Raw genomic sequence first — 15,832 nt, forward strand, 5'->3', positions numbered from 1 at the left:
TCCCCACCAGGGCGGACCGTGCGGGCGAGACGGATCAGAGCGGCAGCTCGCCGGTGCCGCGCTTGAGCCACTTCTGGGACAGGGCCTCCAGGGTTCCGTCCGCCTTGGCCGCCAGCACGATCTCGTTGACCCGCTTCAGGAGGGCGTCCTCGCCCTTGGCGATTCCGACGAAGCAGGGGCTGTCGCGCAGGAGGAGCTTATACTCGACCCCGAGGCTCGGGTTCTTGCGGGTCAGAACGCCGATGTTCGAGACGCTGGTGGCGATGACCTGGGTCTGGCCCGCCGCGAAGGCGGCGGTGGTCGCGGCCTGGTCCTCGAAGCGCTGGATCTGGGTCGAGGCCGGCGCGACCTTGCCGAGCATCTCGTCCTCCATGGCGCCGCGGGTCACCGCGACGGACTTGCCGGCGAGATCGTCGAAGCTCCTGATGCTCGTGGATTTGAGGGCGAACACGCCCTGGTAGAACGGCGCGTAGGCGGCGCTGAAGTCGATGATCTTCAGGCGCTCCTCGTTCTTGCCGAGGGTCGAGACGATGAGGTCGATCTTCTTCGTCTGCAGGTAGGGGATCCGGTTGGCGCTCACCACCGGCACCAGCTCGACCTTGGCACCGAGCTTCGCCCCGATGAGGTTGGCGACGTCGACGTCGAGGCCCATGGGCTGCAGGTCGATCCCGACGAAGCCGTAGGGCGGGTAGTCGGTGGGGATGCCGATCCTGACCAGCTTGGCCTTGGCGATCCCCGCCAGCGCGTCCTGCGCCCGGGCACCGGCGGAGGACAGCAGGGCGGCGCCGAGACCGAGGGCGACGAGGAGGCGGCGTTTGGTCAGCGGCATCGGCGAATCGACTTTCCTGAAGCGTGCCGTCCTGCCTGTGCAATTTTTGTGCAGCACGCCAGTCGGACGGCGCGGTATCCACAGCGACCGGCCTTGTCGCCGCCATCCGGGCGATCCCGCGCAGGCGCCCCGGGCCGGTCCCGGGCCGAACATGCCCTGCCGGCGTGGCGTTACCCTCCCGCGTGCTTCACGCCAAACATCAGGGAGAAACGCCATGAAGGTCTTCGCAGCCGCGCTCGCCAGCACCCTCCTCCTCGGATCGGCCGCCCTCGCGGCGGAAGGCGGCTCCGGCACCACCAAGTCCGGGACCATGAACACCACCGGCCCGAACGACGCCGGCGCCGGCTCGTCCCCGGGCGCCGCCGGCAGCGGACCCTCCACGGGCGACAAGAGCCGCTCCGGCACCGCCAACAGCACGGGCGCCAACGATGCCGGCTCGGGCGCCTCGCCGGGCTCGGCCGGCAAGGGCACCGGCGCGCCGACGCGCTAGCTCCGCCCGCCGGTGCCGTCCGCGGATTCCGCCGAGGCGGTGCGTGCAGGCCCGCGCCGCCTCGCCCCGGCCGCCCCGGCGTCCCATATCCCGGTCCGGCGCCACTCCGCGCCCGACCGGACGGGATCTCTCATGGCTGGCCTCAAGGACAAGCGCGGCTTCATCGACAAGGACCGCCTCGACCTCTCCGAGCGCAAGGCGGTGGAGTTCTGGATGAAGCGCTGGGGCGTCACCCAGGACCAGCTCACGGCCGCCCACCGCAAGGTCGGCCGCATGACCAAGGACATCGCGGCCGAACTCGGCAAGAAGCGCTGACCCCCTGCCCCGCGGCCCTGCGCGCGCCTATCTCCCCGGGACGCGCCGGCACCGGGCGGCGGAGAAGGGGATCGGCACTCATGCAGCGCTACTACTTCCACACGCATATCGGCGACGACGTGGTGGTCGATCCCGACGGCCGCGACCTGCCGAACGCGGACGCCGCCTGGGACGCCGCCCGGCTCCTGGCCCGCCAGCTCCTCCAGGGCGCGGACAGCGATCCGCAGCTCCTCCGGGCCGTGCTGTTCGTGGAGGACGCCGCCGGCGAGATCGTGCTCGAATTCCCGCTGACCGAGGCCCTGGCGCTCGCACCGGCCCCCGAGCCGACGGGCGGCACGCGGCACTGAGACGAGCCGTTCCGGCCCCGCCGACCTGACCTGCCTTCGGAGACACCCCGCATGAGCCTGCTCGATCGCGCCGTCCGCACGGTGAACCGTCTGCTCTCGCAGAATTTCGGGCCGCTCTCGACCGCCGCGTATCACGCGGCGAATGCGTATGCGAAGAGCTACAACAACCTGAACTACGACATGCGGACCAACGGCGAGTACACTCTCCTCGACAGGCTCGCCCGCTTCGAGACGAAGACCGTCTTCGACGTGGGCGCGAACAAGGGCGAATACGCCAACGCCTGCCTGACCCGGTTCCGGGACGCCGAGCTGCACGCCTTCGAACTCGTTCCCGAGACCTACGCGAAGTTCGTCGCGAACGTGCGCTCCGACCGGGTGGTCGCGAACCATTTCGGCCTGTCCGACACGCCGGGATCCGTGGAGATCAACGTCAATCCCAGGAAGGACGGCCTGAGCTCCCTGATCGAAGGCACCGCCATCAACAGGGGCACCTGGACCAAGCGCAGCGTCGAGGTCGTCCGGGGCGACGATTACTGCGCGGAGCGCGGCATCGCGCGGATCGACTTCCTCAAGATCGACGTCGAGGGCGCCGAACACCTGGTTCTGGAGGGCTTCTCGCGGATGCTGAGCGAAGGGCGGATCTCGGTCATCCAGTTCGAATACGGCATGATCAACATCTACGCGAAGTTCCTGCTGCTGGATTTCTGGCGCGTGCTGACCGGCCACGGCTTCGTTCTCGGCCCGATCATGCCGCGGGGCGCCGCCTTCCGGAGCTACGACCCGCGCGACGAGACCTTTCAGGGGCCGCCGAACTTCGTCGCGGTCCATGCCTCGAGGCCCGAGATCATCCAGGCTGTCCGCCTGCGGTGATGCCGCGCCCCGTCTCCGCCCGACCCGAGGCCGGGCCCGGGCCCGCGCGCACCCGCTTGCTCCCTGAGCCCAGGAGGCTACCCTGTCGCGGATCGCGCGCGAGCAGGGGCGCGGCGGGTCAGGTCGGAGCGCGCGACGGGGCGCAAGGAGATAGGGGCCGGGGATGAGAGACGACGTTCGGTACCCTCAGGTCATTCCCATGGTGCAGGCCGTGCTCGATACCCTTCGGGCGGGCATCGCGACGGAGGAAGCGGCCGCCTCGGAACTCGCCGCCCTGGCCGACACGATGCGCGGCTCGCAGCATGGCACGGCGGCCGCGATCCTCACGACGAGCCGCAACCACGCCATCAAGGCGCTGGCGCTGCGAGGCCGGCGGGCGGCGCTTCTGGCGGAGTACGGTCTGGACGCGGATTGATCAGCGGGATCACCGCCACCGGCGCGGCGGCCGCGATCTCCGGGAGGCCCCGGGCGTAGAGCTTCGCCACGGCGGACCAGAAACGCCCGGCCTCGTCGCCGGCTAGGCCCTGCAGGCGCCGGTCGATGGCCTCCCGCGCCGCCGTCGCCATCGCATCCCAGTCTTCGGCGGCTTCGCGTAACAACGACATCGCGGCATCCTCATGCTGTGACGCACCATGGGAAACGTGCGCGATGCACAAACCGATCCATGCGTGACGGGCGCTCGGAACGGAGCCGCGGCACCGCGCCATTCGGGCGACCTTCCGGCTGCGATGGACGTCGCGGCGGCCGACAACGGCGACGTCTCGGCGGAGGGACCTGGAAAGGTTCTCGTGGCCCATGGCGACAGGATCGCGAAGCGGCGATGCACGGGAAGGGACCGGCCAATACCGAAGGGCCGGCTCTCGACGTCGCGGAGCGACCTGGATCGCAGATTGGAGATGTCTGACGGCGTCATCGGATGGTGGAAGGTAAGACGCGTGTCACACGCCGCTGTGGCGCTGTCCGCTAATCTCGACACCGGATCCGGTCTTTAAGTTTCCGAGCCGTAGACGCTGCTCAGAACATTGGTGCCCAGGAAAGGATTGGACAAGTGGACCGCTAAGTTACTGATTTAAAAGGGACCGCGCGAGGGGCGGAGCACCTTTGTGGCACGGTCCTGTAGCACGATCCCAGCGGCGAACGTCAAGCAGTCAGCGGCACAGCTTCAAGCGCGGGGTGAGTGACGCGCGACTCGGCGAAGAGATGCACGATGCCCTCACGGGGCACAGTGGCGGGGCAGCGTTGGCCGGGGTACCGAAGCGGCTTCGGGCTCAAGGCACTGGCGGAGGAGATCGCTAGGATTAAAGCACCGGCAGCTTTGGATGGTCTGGCCTGGGAGCCCTGAACGCGGGTCCCAAAGAGTACGCAAAGGAGGCACAGCCCACACGCGGATGGGGTGCAGGGGCGTGAAGGGATAAGCGGTCTCGCTCTGCTCGGAACAGTCGCTTGGCCCTTCGGGCCGCAGCCTTCGGCTTTGGAGACCTCCTCACCGTTGACCGACGATGGGTGCTAGGAAGCAATCAAAGTGTTGCCGGTGCCGTTGTCATTTATGTCGCCGGGTGACCAGCGTTGGTTCTGAGAGTTGTGTACTAGATTGAAGATGGGATTGACGGGTGCGCCACCCGCACCGACAGTTTGTGTTTGCTCTGACACTGGAAGCGGCTTCGATGGCGGATGGCGTGGTTAAGATTAAGCTTCGCTCGGGATCGCGAGAGATAGAAATCGAGGCATCACGTAGCGATGTAGACGAATTGCTGGCTGCTTGGTGGATCGTCACTGACCACGGCGTGGAGGAGGCTGCCGCGAAAAGGGACGAGCTTCCTATCGGAGCCCCTTCAATCATTCCTCCAGATAGGAAGCCTGTTACCCGGAAAAAAACTGCTGCAAAGCGGTCAAATAGTTCGGCAGGGCAGAGTAACGCGTCGGCGTGGGATCCGAATGATCTAGCTAACAAGATCAAAGAACATCCAAATTTCTCAGCCGTAGAGAAAAAGGTGATTCACGCTGAAAACGACTTTTATAATAGGTCTGCTTTTATCATCTCACAAGCAGATGAGCCGATGAGCTCTGGTCAGGTCCATAAAGTTTTGGAAGCGCTTCATGTGCGAGTGGGCCTTCCAAGGATTTCGACAGCATTATCAAATAACAAAAGGCATTTCATTACCTCCACGAGGGGGTGAAACCACGTGACATATGTGCTCACTGCGCGTGCAAAGGCAGAGATCGAAAGGTGGCTTTTAGCGGATGGCGAATGACATCGAGGCCTTTGCCCATAACATTGCCGCGCTCTCACTGACTGAAATTGATACGGCAGTCGCAATTCTTTGGTTTTGCACATGCATCACGGATGAGCTCGAAGTCACACCTAGACGGCTTGCGACTTTGATGCAGGAACTTTCTTTGCGTGGAGAAGTGAATGTCTCCCGTCTAGCTCGCAACCTCGCGTCCCATAAAGGGGTGGTGAAAGGACGACAGAGCGGGACTTGTAAGATCAAGCTCACCCACCGTGCTGAATTAGTTGACGCATATAGCCGCCACCTCTCTGCTCCAATTGCGCAAGTCGATCCGCTGATAGTTCCGCAGGAAGTCTTCACCAGGACCAGGAGGTATCTGGAGGAACTCGCTAGACAAGTGAATGGAACATACCAGTATGGTTTCTTCGATGGCTGTGCTGTGTTATGCCGTCGCTTGATGGAAACCTTACTGATCGAAGCGTTTGAGGCTCAGGGTCACGGCTCTGTGATACGCGCGGGAAAGGAATACCTTGGGCTGAACGACATAATCGGCGTTGCTCGTTCCGGCCAGCACATTAAGTTGTCTCGTGGAATGCCCGACGTGCTTGAGCAGATTAAGCTGTTCGGGGATGCGGCTGCGCACAGTCGGACCCACATCACTTCGCAACGGGATGTGGACGACATCAAGCTCGCGTTTAGGCGGATCATTTCGGAGCTTGCAACCTTAGCGAAGATTGAGCCGCGGCCTGAGTAGGGTCCAAGAGCACGCCGCATGGGGGGAGCTCCTGGGTTGCGTTCTTTATTCATTGCAAGTTTCCGAGGTCCACTCCGAACGCCTCACCGATCTGGCCCAGCGTTCCAGCCTGCCTCCCAGCCGCGGCGCCGTCCTTCGCGACCACCGCGGCCCGCGCCTTCAAGCCCTGCCGGTAGACCGCCTCATGCGCCATCGGGTCCGCCATTAGGCGGCGCCGTTATGCCTGCGAGCGATGTGCGGGCTTCGCCCGTTGCGGTGCTCGCGCTTGGGAGCCGCTCCCGCGCCTCCGCTCGCCTCAGTCGCCCGGAGTGCCTTTACCCTTTCGCGACAGTTCTTCCCGAAGCACGTTCGCGAATGACGCGCCGGCACCGAGCACCACCCAGAGCGGCACACCCACCGCCGTCCCAAGAGCCGCGATGCCGGCGCTCTGTCCTCCGAACAGGACGGCGCCCGCGATCGCGCCACCAAGGCCGAACCGTGCGGTGGTGCTCCGGTCATCCCAGGTCACGCGCTTCGTCTGTCGGCCGATGATCTTGACCACAGGCCAGACGGCCTTGCTGGCGAAGGTGAGGGCCAATGCTTTTCGGGCTTTGAGGGTGCTCGAACCATCGCCGGCTCGAATGCTGAGAAGTCGCTCCGCCCAGGTGCTCAAGGCATTCCGCTCAATGGGCGTCGCCTTGTCGGCTATGAAGACCGCGAGGCTGCGCTGAGACTTGCTCTCGTCTTCCACTCTATCTCCAGTTCTCGATAGGCACGGCGCCTACCTGAGGCCGCCGCGCGGTCGGAAGCAAGCACGCAATGCCCGCTCCTAGCCGCCCCTCGGATTCAGTGAGAAGCGCACGATAGCCATGCCCGGCGTGATGATGATGTCCGTGGTCTCGGAACCCAGCGGCACCGAAGAGGTACAGCCTACGGCGAGGGGCCGAACGTCAGCAGGAATGCGCTGCTTGAACTGCGGGACGGAAGAGTCTGACCGCTTCATCGGACGGGCGCCTGAGGAGCATGTGGCACACCGTTGTGGCACGGTCTGCCTGTCTCAACTACCTGATCCGGCTTAAGTTTCTGAGGGGTAGACGCTTCTCAGAACATTGGTGCCCAGGAAAGGACTCGAACCTTCACCTCTTGCAAGACTGGTACCTGAAACCAGCGCGTCTACCAATTCCGCCACCTGGGCTCGCCGGGGCCGCTCTGCGGCGCCGACGGGGTTTCGTTTAGGCGGGGCCGGGCCGGTCGTCAATCCGCCTCGGCGCGGATTTTTCGGCCGGCCCGGGGATCAAGGCTCAGGCCTCGCTGCGCCACTCGCGGATGTCGACGAAGCGGCCGGCCACCGCCGCCGCCGCCGCCATGGCGGGGGAGACGAGGTGGGTGCGGCCGCGATGGCCCTGGCGGCCCTCGAAGTTGCGGTTCGAGGTCGAGGCGCAGCGCTCGTTCGGGCTCAGGCGGTCGGCGTTCATGCCGAGGCACATCGAGCAGCCCGGCTCGCGCCAGTCGAACCCGGCCGCCTTGAGGATCCGGTCGAGCCCCTCGGCCTCGGCCTGCTGCTTCACGAGGCCGGAGCCCGGCACCACCATGGCGGAGACGTTGGCGTGGACCTTGCGGCCCTCGACCATCCGGGCGACCGCCCGCAGGTCCTCGATGCGGCCGTTGGTGCAGGAGCCGATGAACACCCGGTCGAGGGTGATGTCGGTGATCTTGGTGCCCGGCGTCAGGCCCATGTAGTCCAGGGCCTTCTCCTTCGACTGGCGCTTGTTCTCGTCCGCGATCCGCGACGGATCGGGCACGGCGCCGGAGATCGAGACCACGTCCTCGGGGCTGGTGCCCCAGCTGACGATCGGCGGCAGGTTGGCGGCGTCGAGGCGCACCTCGCGGTCGAAATGGGCGCCCGCGTCGGTCACGAGGCTTTCCCAATAGGCCTTGGCGCGGGCGAAGGCCTCGCCCCGGGGGGCCTTCGGCCGGCCCTCGACATAGGCGTAGGTGGTGGCGTCCGGCGCCACCAGGCCGGCGCGGGCGCCGCCCTCGATCGACATGTTGCAGATGGTCATCCGGCCCTCCATCGAGAGGGCGCGGATCGCCGAGCCCGCGTACTCGATGACGTAGCCGGTGCCGCCGGCCGTGCCGATCTCGCCGATGATCGCCAGGATGATGTCCTTGGCCGTCACGCCCGGCGGCAGGGTGCCGTCGACGCTGACGCGCATGTTCTTGGCTTTCTTCTGCAGCAGCGTCTGGGTGGCGAGCACGTGCTCCACCTCCGAGGTGCCGATGCCGTGGGCCAGCGCCCCGAAGGCGCCGTGGGTCGAGGTGTGGCTGTCGCCGCAGACGATGGTCTGGCCCGGCAGGGTGAAGCCCTGCTCCGGCCCGATCACGTGGACGATGCCCTGGCGCTGGTCCAGCGCGTCGTAGAACTCGATGCCGAAGTCGCGCACGTTCTCGGCCAGCGCCTCCAGCTGGATGCGGCTCTCCGGGTCCTCGATGCCGAAGCGGCGGTCCGAGGTCTGCACGTTGTGATCGACCACCGCGAGGGTCTTCTCGGGATGGCGCACCTTGCGCCCGGCCACGCGCAGGCCCTCGAAGGCCTGGGGGCTCGTGACCTCGTGGACGAGGTGGCGGTCGATGTAGAGGAGCGTGGAGCCGTCGGGCTCGACATCGACGACGTGGTCGTCCCAGATCTTGTCGTAGAGGGTGCGCGGCGCGGTCATGGCGTGGCTGTTCTGGTTGTTCGTCGGGAAACGGGTTCGGGTCACCCTTTAGTAGTGTTCCAAGGCGCCCGGCGGAAGTGGGGGCCTGACTGCGCCGGGCGGATGGCAGACCGGAGGCGCCCGCATGGGGCGTCGGATGCCGCTCCGGGGTCACTGGACCGGTCCGGACCCGCAGCCTAAAGCTGTCGCCATCCAGGCCCCGCCGGGCCCCGCGCCGACCCCGATATCCGCCGAGATCCCCATGCAGCCCATCGACATCCTGATGCTCAAGGCGATGCATCCCGAGGTCATGGACGCCGTCGCGCGCCGCTTCACCCTGCACCGGCTCGACACCGCCCCCGACCCGGAGGCGTTCCTGGCCGAGACCGGCCCGCGCATCCGCGGCCTGGCGACGGGGGCGCAGGCGCCGGTGGACCGGGTCCTGCTGGCGCGCCTGCCGGCCCTCGAGATCGTCGCGAGCTTCGGCGTCGGCTACGACACCATCGACACGGCGGCAGCGGCCGCGCAGGGCGTCGTCGTCACCAACACCCCGGACGTGCTCACCGACGAGGTCGCCGACCTCGCCCTCGGCCTCCTGCTGGCCACCGTGCGCCAGATCCCCCAGGCCGACCGCCACCTGCGCGCCGGGCACTGGCCGCGCCGGACCTATCCGCTGACCCCCACGCTGCGCGGGCGCAACGTGGGCATCCTCGGGCTGGGGCGGATCGGACGGGCCATCGCCCGGCGCCTCGAAGGCTTCGGCGTCGCGATCGCCTATCACGGCCGCCGGCCGCAGGACGACGTGCCCTACGCCTACCACCCGACCCTGATCGGCCTCGCGGAGGCCTCCGACGTGCTGCTGGTGGTGGCGCCGGGCGGGCCGGAGACCAACGGGATCGTCGATGCGGCGGTGCTGGAGGCGCTGGGGCCGCAGGGCCTCCTCGTCAACGTCGCCCGCGGCAGCCTCGTCGACGAAACGGCGCTGATCCGGGCGCTCCAGGCCGGCACGATCCTGGGCGCCGGCCTCGACGTCTTCGCCCGCGAGCCGCACGTGCCGCCCGAGCTCGTGGCCATGGACCACGTCGTGCTGCTGCCGCATGTGGGCTCGGCCTCGGTGGAGACCCGCGCGGCCATGGGCCGGCTGGTGGTGGACAACCTCGTCGCCTGGTTCGACGGACGCGGGCCGCTGACGCCGGTGGCGGAGACGCCCTGGACGGCCAAGGCATGATCCGCACCCGCCTCATCGCCGCCCGCGCCTCCGGCCCGGCAGGAATCGCGCTGGCAGGTTTCGTGCTGGCAGGACTCGCGCTGCCAGGGCCTGTCCTGGCGCAGGAGACCGCCCCGGCCCCGCAGGCGGCGCCCGCGCCGGGCCAGGAAGCCGCGCCCGCACCGGCCGCGGGCACGCCCGAGCAGCCCTTCGTCGAGAGCCTGCCCCGCGACATCGCCGGGGTGCCGGGCACCTGGGACCTGTCGCGGGACGGCAGCACCCGGCGCTGCGTCCTGACCCTCTCGGGCGCGAGCGGGCCGGCGGGCCGGCGCCTGTCCTTCCCGGCCGGATGCCGCCGGGCCCTGCCGATCCTCAACCACATCGCCGGCTGGCTCTTCGCCGACGGCAACCTGCGCCTCGTCGACAAGGACGTCCGGCCGGTGCTGCAATTCACCGCCCGGGTCGATGCCCGCAGCCTCGTGGCCGCGGCGGGCGACGAGCATTTCAGCCTGGTGCCGCTCCAGATCGTCGCCATGGTGCCGCCCACCGACGCGGTCCCCACCAGCCCCGGTGCGGGCAGTGCCGCCCCGGATGCGCGCAGCGCCCCGGCACCCGAGGCCGCGCCCCCGGGCGAAGGCCCGGCGCCGGGCACCTACGCCCTCGACCGCTACCGAGAACAGGACGTCTGCCGCATCGAGCTGGCGCCCGGCACCGCCCCGGCCCCCGTGCGCATCCTCGACAATTGCCGCGACGGCGGCCTGACGGTGTTCGATCCGGTCACCTGGCGCTTCGCCGACGGACGCCTCACCCTCAATGCCCGCCGCGGCCACACGGTGAATCTCGTCGCCACCGGCGACGGGCGCTGGCGCCGCGACCCGGAGGTGGGCACCACGTTCGTGCTGCGCCGGGTCGATCCCGCCGCCCCCTGAACCCCGTCCCCGCCGCGCCCCGCCCCGCCCTGCCGATTGCCCCCGATGCCGTTCACCGTCGCCGCCCTGTACCAGTTCGTCGCCCTGCCGGACGTCGCCGCCCTGCAGACCCCGCTGCAGGCCCTGTGCACGGAGCTCGGACTCACGGGTACGCTGCTGCTGGCACCCGAGGGGCTCAACGGCACGGTGGCGGGACCGGCCGCGGCCATCGACGCCTTCCTGACGGCGCTGCGGACCGGCCCGCTCTTCGGCGGCCGGCTCGCCGGGCTCGACTGCAAGCTCTCGCAGGCCGAGGCGCCGCCGTTCCGGCAGCTCAAGGTCCGGGTGAAGCGCGAGATCGTCACCTTCGACGACGGCGCCACCGATGCGACCGCGGCCGGCACCCCCGTGGCGCCCGAGGCCTGGAACGCCCTCCTCGACACGCCGGACCTCCTCCTGATCGACACCCGCAACGCCTTCGAGGTGGCGCTCGGCAGCTTCCCCGGCGCGGTCGATCCGGGCATCACCCGGTTCAGCGCGTTCCGCGCCTGGGTCGACGGCCTCGACCCGGCAGCCCACGCCACCGTGGCGATGTTCTGCACCGGCGGCATCCGCTGCGAGAAGGCGGGCGCCTACATGCGCGCGAAGGGCTTCGCCGACGTGCGCCACCTCGAAGGCGGCATCCTGCGCTACCTGGAGACGGTGCCGGAGGCCGAGACCCGCTGGACCGGCGACTGCTTCGTCTTCGACGGCCGCATCGCGCTCGGCCCCGCCCTGGTGGAGCGGTCCGACCATGCGCCGGAGACCCTGATGTCCGAACCCCCGACGTTCGAGGCCCCGCGATGACCGACCTCTCCGCCCGCATCGATGCCCTGGAGATGCGCCTCACCGAGCAGGACGTGGTGATCGACGACCTCAACGCGACGATCACGGCCCAGTGGCGCCAGATCGACGCCCTCACCCGGCAGATGGCCAAGCTCGTCGAGGAGGTGGAGGCCGCCGCCAGCAGCCCGGCCTCCGGCGCCCCGGAACCGCCGCCGCCGCATTATTGACGGGGTGGGCGCAGAGCCCTGCTCCCCCCTCATGGGCCCTCCTCCCCCTTGCGGGGAGGAGTTGGAGGTGGGGGTGGCTCCGCCGGCCTCGGCCGGCTGAGGGTCACCCAGCCCCCCACTCCCGACCTCTCCCCACAGGGAGGAGAGGAAGCCCCTACCCGCCGACGCTCGCCTGGCTGACGAACTTGGTGGTCAGGTAGGCCTCCAGGGCCTCCGAGCCGCCCTCGCTGCCGTAGCCGGAATCCTTGACGCCGCCGAAGGGCGTCTCGGGAAAGGCCAGGCCGTGGTGGTTGATGCCGACCATGCCGCTCTGGACCCGGGCCGCGACCTCGACGGCGCGGGAGGCCGAGCGGGTATAGGCGTAGGCAGCCAGACCGTAGGGCAGCCGGTTGGCCTCGGCATAGGCCGCCGCGTCGTCGGAGAAACGCTGGATCAGGGCGACCGGGCCGAAGGGCTCCTCGTTCATGATGCGGGCGTTCACCGGCACGTCGCAGAGCACGGTCGGCTCGAAGAAGTTGCCGCGATTGCCGATGCGCTTGCCGCCGGTGCGCAGTTCGGCGCCCTGCGCCACCGCGTCGGCGCAGAGCGTCTCCATCGCCTCCAGGCGCCGGGCGTGGATGAGCGGCCCCATGGTGGTCTCGGGGTCGAGCCCGTCGCCGACCCGGCGTCCCTCCGCGAAGGCGACGAAGCCGTCGCGGAACCGGTCGTAGACCGCCTCGTGCACCAGCATCCGGGTCGGGGCGACGCAGACCTGGCCGGCATTGCGGAACTTGTTGGCGCCGAGCACCGCCACGGCGGTGTCGACGTCGGCATCCTCGAACACGATCGCGGGCGCGTGGCCGCCGAGCTCCATCGTCGCCCGCTTCATGTGCCGGCCCGCGAGCGCCGCGAGCTCCTTGCCCACCGGGGTAGAGCCCGTGAACGACATCTTGGCGATGACCGGGTGCGGGATGAGGTAGCCCGAGATCGCGGCCGGGTCGCCGAACACCAGGGAGAGCACGTCCCCCGGCACACCGGCATTGAGGAAGGCCCGGATCATCGCCGCGCAGCTCGCCGGGGTGTCCTCCGGCCCCTTCAGGATGACCGAACAGCCCGCGCAGAGGGCGGCCGCCACCTTGCGCACCGCCTGGTTGATCGGGAAGTTCCAGGGCGTGAACGCCGCCACGGGGCCGACCGGCTCGCGCAGCACCATCTGGACGACCCCGTCGGCGCGGGCCGGGATGATCCGGCCATAGGCACGGCGGCCCTCCTCGGCGAACCAATCGGTGACGTCGGCGCCGGCCAGGATCTCCACCCGCGCCTCGGCCAGCGGCTTGCCCTGCTCCAGGGTCATGAGGCGGGCGATGTCCTCCACCCGCTCGCGCAGGAGTTCGGCGGCCCGGCGCAGCACCTTCGAGCGCTCGTAGGCCGAGACCTTGCGCCAGGCGGCGAAGCCCCGCTCGGCCGCCGCCAGCGCCCGGTCGAGATCGGCCCGCGTCGCCACCGCCAGGGTGCCCAGGGTCTCGCCGGTGGCCGGGTTGAGCACCGGCAGGGTCTCCGAGCCGGACCCGTCGGTCCAGGCTCCGGCGATGTGCAGCGTCACGTTCGGATACGTCATCGGCGGCTCCCGCATGGCCATGGCCCCGGGTTGTCCGCCCTTCAGGCGCGGGCCGCAACCCTTATCCGGGATGCCAGGGTCGCGCGCTCAGGCGGCGATGCGCGCGGCCGCGGCGTCGGGACCGGTGACGATCACCGACCCGCCGCGGCGAGCCTGGAGCGTGCCGCCCTTGGGCACGACCTTCCAGCCGTCCCGGCAGCCATCGATCGGCTCGGAGACGACGACGAGGCCGGTCTCGGTCTGCCGGTAATAGAGGCTGGGCGGGCTGCTGTCGCAGGCCCAGCGGAAGGCCGTGAGGGTCTCGCCGTCGGTCACGACGGCGGTGAAGCGCAGGGGCTCGCTGGCCTCGGCCGCCCGCATCAGCTCGCGCACCGTCGCAAGCGTCTTGTGCATGGCGCCGACCGGGTCCTCGGCGAGGCCGTTGGCGAGCGCCAGGAGGAAGATCGCCTCGGAATCCGTGGTGCCGCGCCGGTCGTCGTAGAGGGCGTCGGGGATCAGCGCCTCGAGGCGGCGCTTGATGCGGTGATAGCCGCCGATCTGGCCGTTATGCATGAACAGGTGCCGGCCATGGGCGAAGGGGTGGCAGTTCGCCCGGGTGGTGGCGGTGCCCGTGGAGGCCCGCACATGGGCGAAGAACATCCGCGCCCGGACCTGCTGGCAGAGGTTGACGAGGTTCTCGTCCGACCAGGCCGGGCAGACGTCGCGGTACAGACCCGGCTCGACCCGCTCGCCGTACCAGCCGATGCCGAAGCCGTCGCCGTTGGTTTCCGTCTTCGCCTCGGCCGCGTGGAGCGACTGGTGGACCAGCGAGTGCGTCGGTGCGCAGACGAGGTCGGTCAGGAAGACCGGCTCACCGGAATAGGCGAGAAAGCGGCACATGACGGACAAACACCCCCTGATCTCAACGACGCGACCCGACCGGTCGCCGCCCTGGGGCGACGTCCGTCTCCTGCAACCTCTGCGACCCGCACGACGGTGAAGTTCGGGCTATCGCGGTGAACGAGTGGTTAACGCGCGCCACGAGCCCGACCTCTTGCCGAGCCGACGATGCAAGAGGCGCACCGGACCGGACCCGGCTGTTCCCGGTGAACGGCGACCCGCGGGGCACTCATCATGCGAGCCCGGCGGGAATGCGGCGGACGAAGCGATCATCGATGCGGGAACCGCATAGCCGGATCATCGATTCGGACTCTTGCCCACCGCACCGTGGCGGCGCAGCATCACCGGGCGAGAATCAGTAATCCCATTGGATCAGGCCGGGCCGCGTGCGGTCGCCCCGTGCCCCGCGTATCGCGTCCCGCCTTTCATTCCGCGCGTTCGCCACGCCAGACGCCCGACGAGGAGACTTCATGGATCGCTCACACGCCCCCTGCCCGATCGCCCTCGTGGTCGAGGACGATGCCGATGTCCGCAACCTCGCCACCGCCGTCCTGGAAGAGAGCGACCTCGACGTCATCGCCTGCGACTCGGCCGAGGCCGCGATCTCGGTGCTGGAGCGCTCCGGCGGCAACGTGGCCCTGCTCTTCGCCGACGTGCGCCTGGGCGCCGGCATGGACGGCATCGCCTTGGCGAGCGCCGTCGAGCGGCGCTGGCCGGACGTCCGCGTCGTCCTCACCTCCGGGGGCGATGCCCGCGCCGTCGAGGCCATGCCGGCCCAGGCGGTCTACATGCAGAAGCCGTGGCGCGCCCTCGACGTGCTGGTCCAGGCCGAGCGCGCGACCGTGGCGGCCCGGGCCGCCTGACGCCTCGGCTCGGACGCGAAAAAGCCCGGCCGCCGAGCGACCGGGCTGTTCCGAATTTCGACGTCGCCGCGACGGCCGGCGCGGCTCGTCCCGCGGCCGTCGCGGGCCTCGTGGCAGAGGCCCTGCCTGGCCTCAGGCGTTGCCGGCGGGCGGCAGCACGGTCGGCGCGGTCGGCGCGAACGGCGAACCGCCCGGACGACGCGGCGCACCGGCGCCGAAACGGGGCTTCGGCTTCGGGGCGGCGATCAGACCCTCGCGGATCGCGGTCTTGCGGGCCTGCTTGCGGGCGCGGCGCACGGCCTCGGCCTTCTCACGAGCCTTGCGGACGGAAGGCTTCTCGTAGGCCTTGCGCTGCTTCATCTCGCGGAAGATGCCCTCGCGCTGCATCTTCTTCTTCAGGACGCGGAGGGCTTGGTCGACGTTGTTGTCGCGAACGAGTACCTGCAACGGTTTCAATCCTCTGAAACGATGTTTGTTGGACGGCACCGACCCTGAGACCCGCCCGGAGCCCCGCGACGCGAACTGCAAAACGTCCCGGACCCGAGATCTCTCCCGGGCGGGACGTCGGTCAGACGGCCTCGAATCGGCGCAGAAACTGCACTTGGGGCAGGCTCATACACCAACCGCCCGCGAGTTCCAACACGCCTCGCCGCGGCCGGTGCGCATTATCCCGGTGCCGGGGAACAAACCGCGCGCCCCGTCATCGGCCGGACGCCTCAATGATTTCGAAGTGGTCGACGACGACCTATTCGGAAGCGGCAGGCAAAATCGAAGATGTGCCGCCTGATCCAGAGCTTTCGCCGAGAAAATCTGGG

18 protein-coding genes and 1 tRNA gene are annotated in these 15,832 nt (G+C 69.0%); 12 read left to right on the forward strand and 7 right to left on the reverse strand.

The genetic code is table 11. The annotated features are described in order from the left end of the window. Window positions 1–34: 34 nt before the first annotated feature. Window positions 35–823: a transporter substrate-binding domain-containing protein gene (locus ASF49_RS20320; RefSeq protein ID WP_431739909.1), complete on the reverse strand. Its 789-nt coding sequence runs from the start codon at window positions 821–823 to the stop codon at window positions 35–37. Window positions 824–1,043: 220 nt separating this feature from the next. Between ASF49_RS20320 and ASF49_RS20325 the strand changes: the two genes are divergently transcribed. The 7 genes from ASF49_RS20325 (at window position 1,044) to ASF49_RS23935 (ending at window position 5,836) form a co-directional block, all read left to right on the forward strand. Continuing rightward, entirely contained in the window at window positions 1,044–1,319 is a 276-nt protein-coding gene (locus tag ASF49_RS20325) for a hypothetical protein (RefSeq protein WP_056477428.1), read from the forward strand. 132 nt (window positions 1,320–1,451) lie between these two features. Then, entirely contained in the window at window positions 1,452–1,634 is a 183-nt protein-coding gene (locus ASF49_RS20330) for a DUF3606 domain-containing protein (protein WP_003600567.1), read from the forward strand. A gap of 80 nt (window positions 1,635–1,714) precedes the next feature. Then, window positions 1,715–1,981, forward strand: a complete 267-nt coding sequence (locus tag ASF49_RS20335) for a DUF6894 family protein (RefSeq protein ID WP_056477430.1) — start codon at window positions 1,715–1,717, stop codon at window positions 1,979–1,981. 51 nt (window positions 1,982–2,032) lie between these two features. Beyond that, entirely contained in the window at window positions 2,033–2,851 is an 819-nt protein-coding gene (locus ASF49_RS20340; RefSeq protein ID WP_056477432.1) for an FkbM family methyltransferase, read from the forward strand. 163 nt (window positions 2,852–3,014) lie between these two features. Then, a complete protein-coding gene (locus tag ASF49_RS20345) occupies window positions 3,015–3,266 on the forward strand; it encodes a hypothetical protein (protein ID WP_156653112.1) in 252 nt (83 codons plus the stop codon). Window positions 3,267–4,461: 1,195 nt separating this feature from the next. Continuing rightward, window positions 4,462–5,028, forward strand: a complete 567-nt coding sequence (locus tag ASF49_RS23930) for a hypothetical protein (RefSeq protein ID WP_156653113.1) — start codon at window positions 4,462–4,464, stop codon at window positions 5,026–5,028. A 64-nt stretch (window positions 5,029–5,092) separates the two neighbouring features. Then, on the forward strand, window positions 5,093–5,836 hold the full coding sequence (locus tag ASF49_RS23935; protein ID WP_156653114.1) for a hypothetical protein: 744 nt from the start codon (window positions 5,093–5,095) through the stop codon (window positions 5,834–5,836). Window positions 5,837–6,131: 295 nt separating this feature from the next. Here the strand turns inward: ASF49_RS23935 and ASF49_RS23940 are convergent, their stop codons facing one another. The 3 genes from ASF49_RS23940 to leuC form a co-directional block, all read right to left on the reverse strand. Then, on the reverse strand, window positions 6,132–6,566 hold the full coding sequence (locus ASF49_RS23940; RefSeq protein ID WP_156653115.1) for a hypothetical protein: 435 nt from the start codon (window positions 6,564–6,566) through the stop codon (window positions 6,132–6,134). A 359-nt stretch (window positions 6,567–6,925) separates the two neighbouring features. Further along, window positions 6,926–7,010: transfer RNA gene (locus ASF49_RS20360), tRNA-Leu, on the reverse strand. 106 nt (window positions 7,011–7,116) lie between these two features. Beyond that, a complete protein-coding gene (leuC, locus tag ASF49_RS20365) occupies window positions 7,117–8,532 on the reverse strand; it encodes a 3-isopropylmalate dehydratase large subunit (RefSeq protein WP_056477440.1) in 1,416 nt (471 codons plus the stop codon). A 241-nt stretch (window positions 8,533–8,773) separates the two neighbouring features. Here leuC and ASF49_RS20370 point away from each other — a divergent pair, with 241 nt between their 5' ends. The 4 genes from ASF49_RS20370 to ASF49_RS20385 are packed head-to-tail and all read left to right on the forward strand — an operon-like array spanning window position 8,774 to window position 11,678. Continuing rightward, window positions 8,774–9,739 carry a 2-hydroxyacid dehydrogenase gene (locus ASF49_RS20370; protein ID WP_056477443.1) on the forward strand — a complete coding sequence of 322 codons (966 nt, stop codon included), beginning with the start codon at window positions 8,774–8,776 and terminating at the stop codon, window positions 9,737–9,739. Next, complete coding sequence (locus ASF49_RS20375) at window positions 9,736–10,647, forward strand: AprI/Inh family metalloprotease inhibitor (protein ID WP_056477445.1); 912 nt, start codon at window positions 9,736–9,738, stop codon at window positions 10,645–10,647. Before ASF49_RS20370 ends, ASF49_RS20375 begins: the two co-directional genes overlap by 4 nt. Window positions 10,648–10,692: 45 nt before the next feature. Beyond that, the gene (gene trhO, locus ASF49_RS20380; protein ID WP_056477447.1) at window positions 10,693–11,472 is read left to right on the forward strand and encodes an oxygen-dependent tRNA uridine(34) hydroxylase TrhO; all 780 of its coding nucleotides are present in this window, start codon (window positions 10,693–10,695) and stop codon (window positions 11,470–11,472) included. Beyond that, window positions 11,469–11,678, forward strand: coding sequence for a SlyX family protein (locus ASF49_RS20385; protein ID WP_056477449.1), 210 nt, complete (start codon window positions 11,469–11,471; stop codon window positions 11,676–11,678). The genes trhO and ASF49_RS20385 overlap by 4 nt, the downstream gene beginning before the upstream one ends. 154 nt (window positions 11,679–11,832) lie before the next feature. On the opposite strand, the gene ASF49_RS20390 is transcribed toward ASF49_RS20385, so the two are convergent. Next, complete coding sequence (locus ASF49_RS20390; protein ID WP_056477541.1) at window positions 11,833–13,275, reverse strand: NAD-dependent succinate-semialdehyde dehydrogenase; 1,443 nt, start codon at window positions 13,273–13,275, stop codon at window positions 11,833–11,835. 87 nt (window positions 13,276–13,362) lie between these two features. Then, window positions 13,363–14,154: a class II glutamine amidotransferase gene (locus ASF49_RS20395; protein ID WP_056477452.1), complete on the reverse strand. Its 792-nt coding sequence runs from the start codon at window positions 14,152–14,154 to the stop codon at window positions 13,363–13,365. Window positions 14,155–14,624: 470 nt separating this feature from the next. On the opposite strand from ASF49_RS20395, the gene ASF49_RS20400 reads away from it, so the two are divergent. Continuing rightward, window positions 14,625–15,017, forward strand: a complete 393-nt coding sequence (locus ASF49_RS20400) for a response regulator (RefSeq protein WP_056477454.1) — start codon at window positions 14,625–14,627, stop codon at window positions 15,015–15,017. Between the two features lie 132 nt (window positions 15,018–15,149). Here the strand turns inward: ASF49_RS20400 and rpsU are convergent, their stop codons facing one another. Then, window positions 15,150–15,464: a 30S ribosomal protein S21 gene (rpsU, locus tag ASF49_RS20405; RefSeq protein WP_055957071.1), complete on the reverse strand. Its 315-nt coding sequence runs from the start codon at window positions 15,462–15,464 to the stop codon at window positions 15,150–15,152. Window positions 15,465–15,832 lie beyond the last annotated feature (368 nt).

It is taken from the genome of Methylobacterium sp. Leaf104, from assembly GCF_001422885.1.
Classification (GTDB): Bacteria; Pseudomonadota; Alphaproteobacteria; order Rhizobiales; family Beijerinckiaceae; genus Methylobacterium.

Excerpts from the sequence above, each read along its gene's own strand:
- ASF49_RS20325 (WP_056477428.1), top strand. The coding sequence starts at position 1,044 with ATGAAGGTCTTCGCAGCCGCGCTCGCCAGCACCCTCCTCCTCGGATCG.
- ASF49_RS20330 (WP_003600567.1), top strand. The coding sequence starts at position 1,452 with ATGGCTGGCCTCAAGGACAAGCGCGGCTTCATCGACAAGGACCGCCTC.
- ASF49_RS20335 (WP_056477430.1), top strand. The coding sequence starts at position 1,715 with ATGCAGCGCTACTACTTCCACACGCATATCGGCGACGACGTGGTGGTC.
- ASF49_RS20340 (WP_056477432.1), top strand. The coding sequence starts at position 2,033 with ATGAGCCTGCTCGATCGCGCCGTCCGCACGGTGAACCGTCTGCTCTCG.
- ASF49_RS20345 (WP_156653112.1), top strand. The coding sequence starts at position 3,015 with ATGAGAGACGACGTTCGGTACCCTCAGGTCATTCCCATGGTGCAGGCC.
- ASF49_RS23935 (WP_156653114.1), top strand. The coding sequence starts at position 5,093 with ATGGCGAATGACATCGAGGCCTTTGCCCATAACATTGCCGCGCTCTCA.
- leuC (WP_056477440.1), bottom strand. The coding sequence starts at position 8,532 with ATGACCGCGCCGCGCACCCTCTACGACAAGATCTGGGACGACCACGTC.
- ASF49_RS20370 (WP_056477443.1), top strand. The coding sequence starts at position 8,774 with ATGCAGCCCATCGACATCCTGATGCTCAAGGCGATGCATCCCGAGGTC.
- ASF49_RS20375 (WP_056477445.1), top strand. The coding sequence starts at position 9,736 with ATGATCCGCACCCGCCTCATCGCCGCCCGCGCCTCCGGCCCGGCAGGA.
- trhO (WP_056477447.1), top strand. The coding sequence starts at position 10,693 with ATGCCGTTCACCGTCGCCGCCCTGTACCAGTTCGTCGCCCTGCCGGAC.
- ASF49_RS20385 (WP_056477449.1), top strand. The coding sequence starts at position 11,469 with ATGACCGACCTCTCCGCCCGCATCGATGCCCTGGAGATGCGCCTCACC.
- ASF49_RS20390 (WP_056477541.1), bottom strand. The coding sequence starts at position 13,275 with ATGACGTATCCGAACGTGACGCTGCACATCGCCGGAGCCTGGACCGAC.
- ASF49_RS20395 (WP_056477452.1), bottom strand. The coding sequence starts at position 14,154 with ATGTGCCGCTTTCTCGCCTATTCCGGTGAGCCGGTCTTCCTGACCGAC.
- ASF49_RS20400 (WP_056477454.1), top strand. The coding sequence starts at position 14,625 with ATGGATCGCTCACACGCCCCCTGCCCGATCGCCCTCGTGGTCGAGGAC.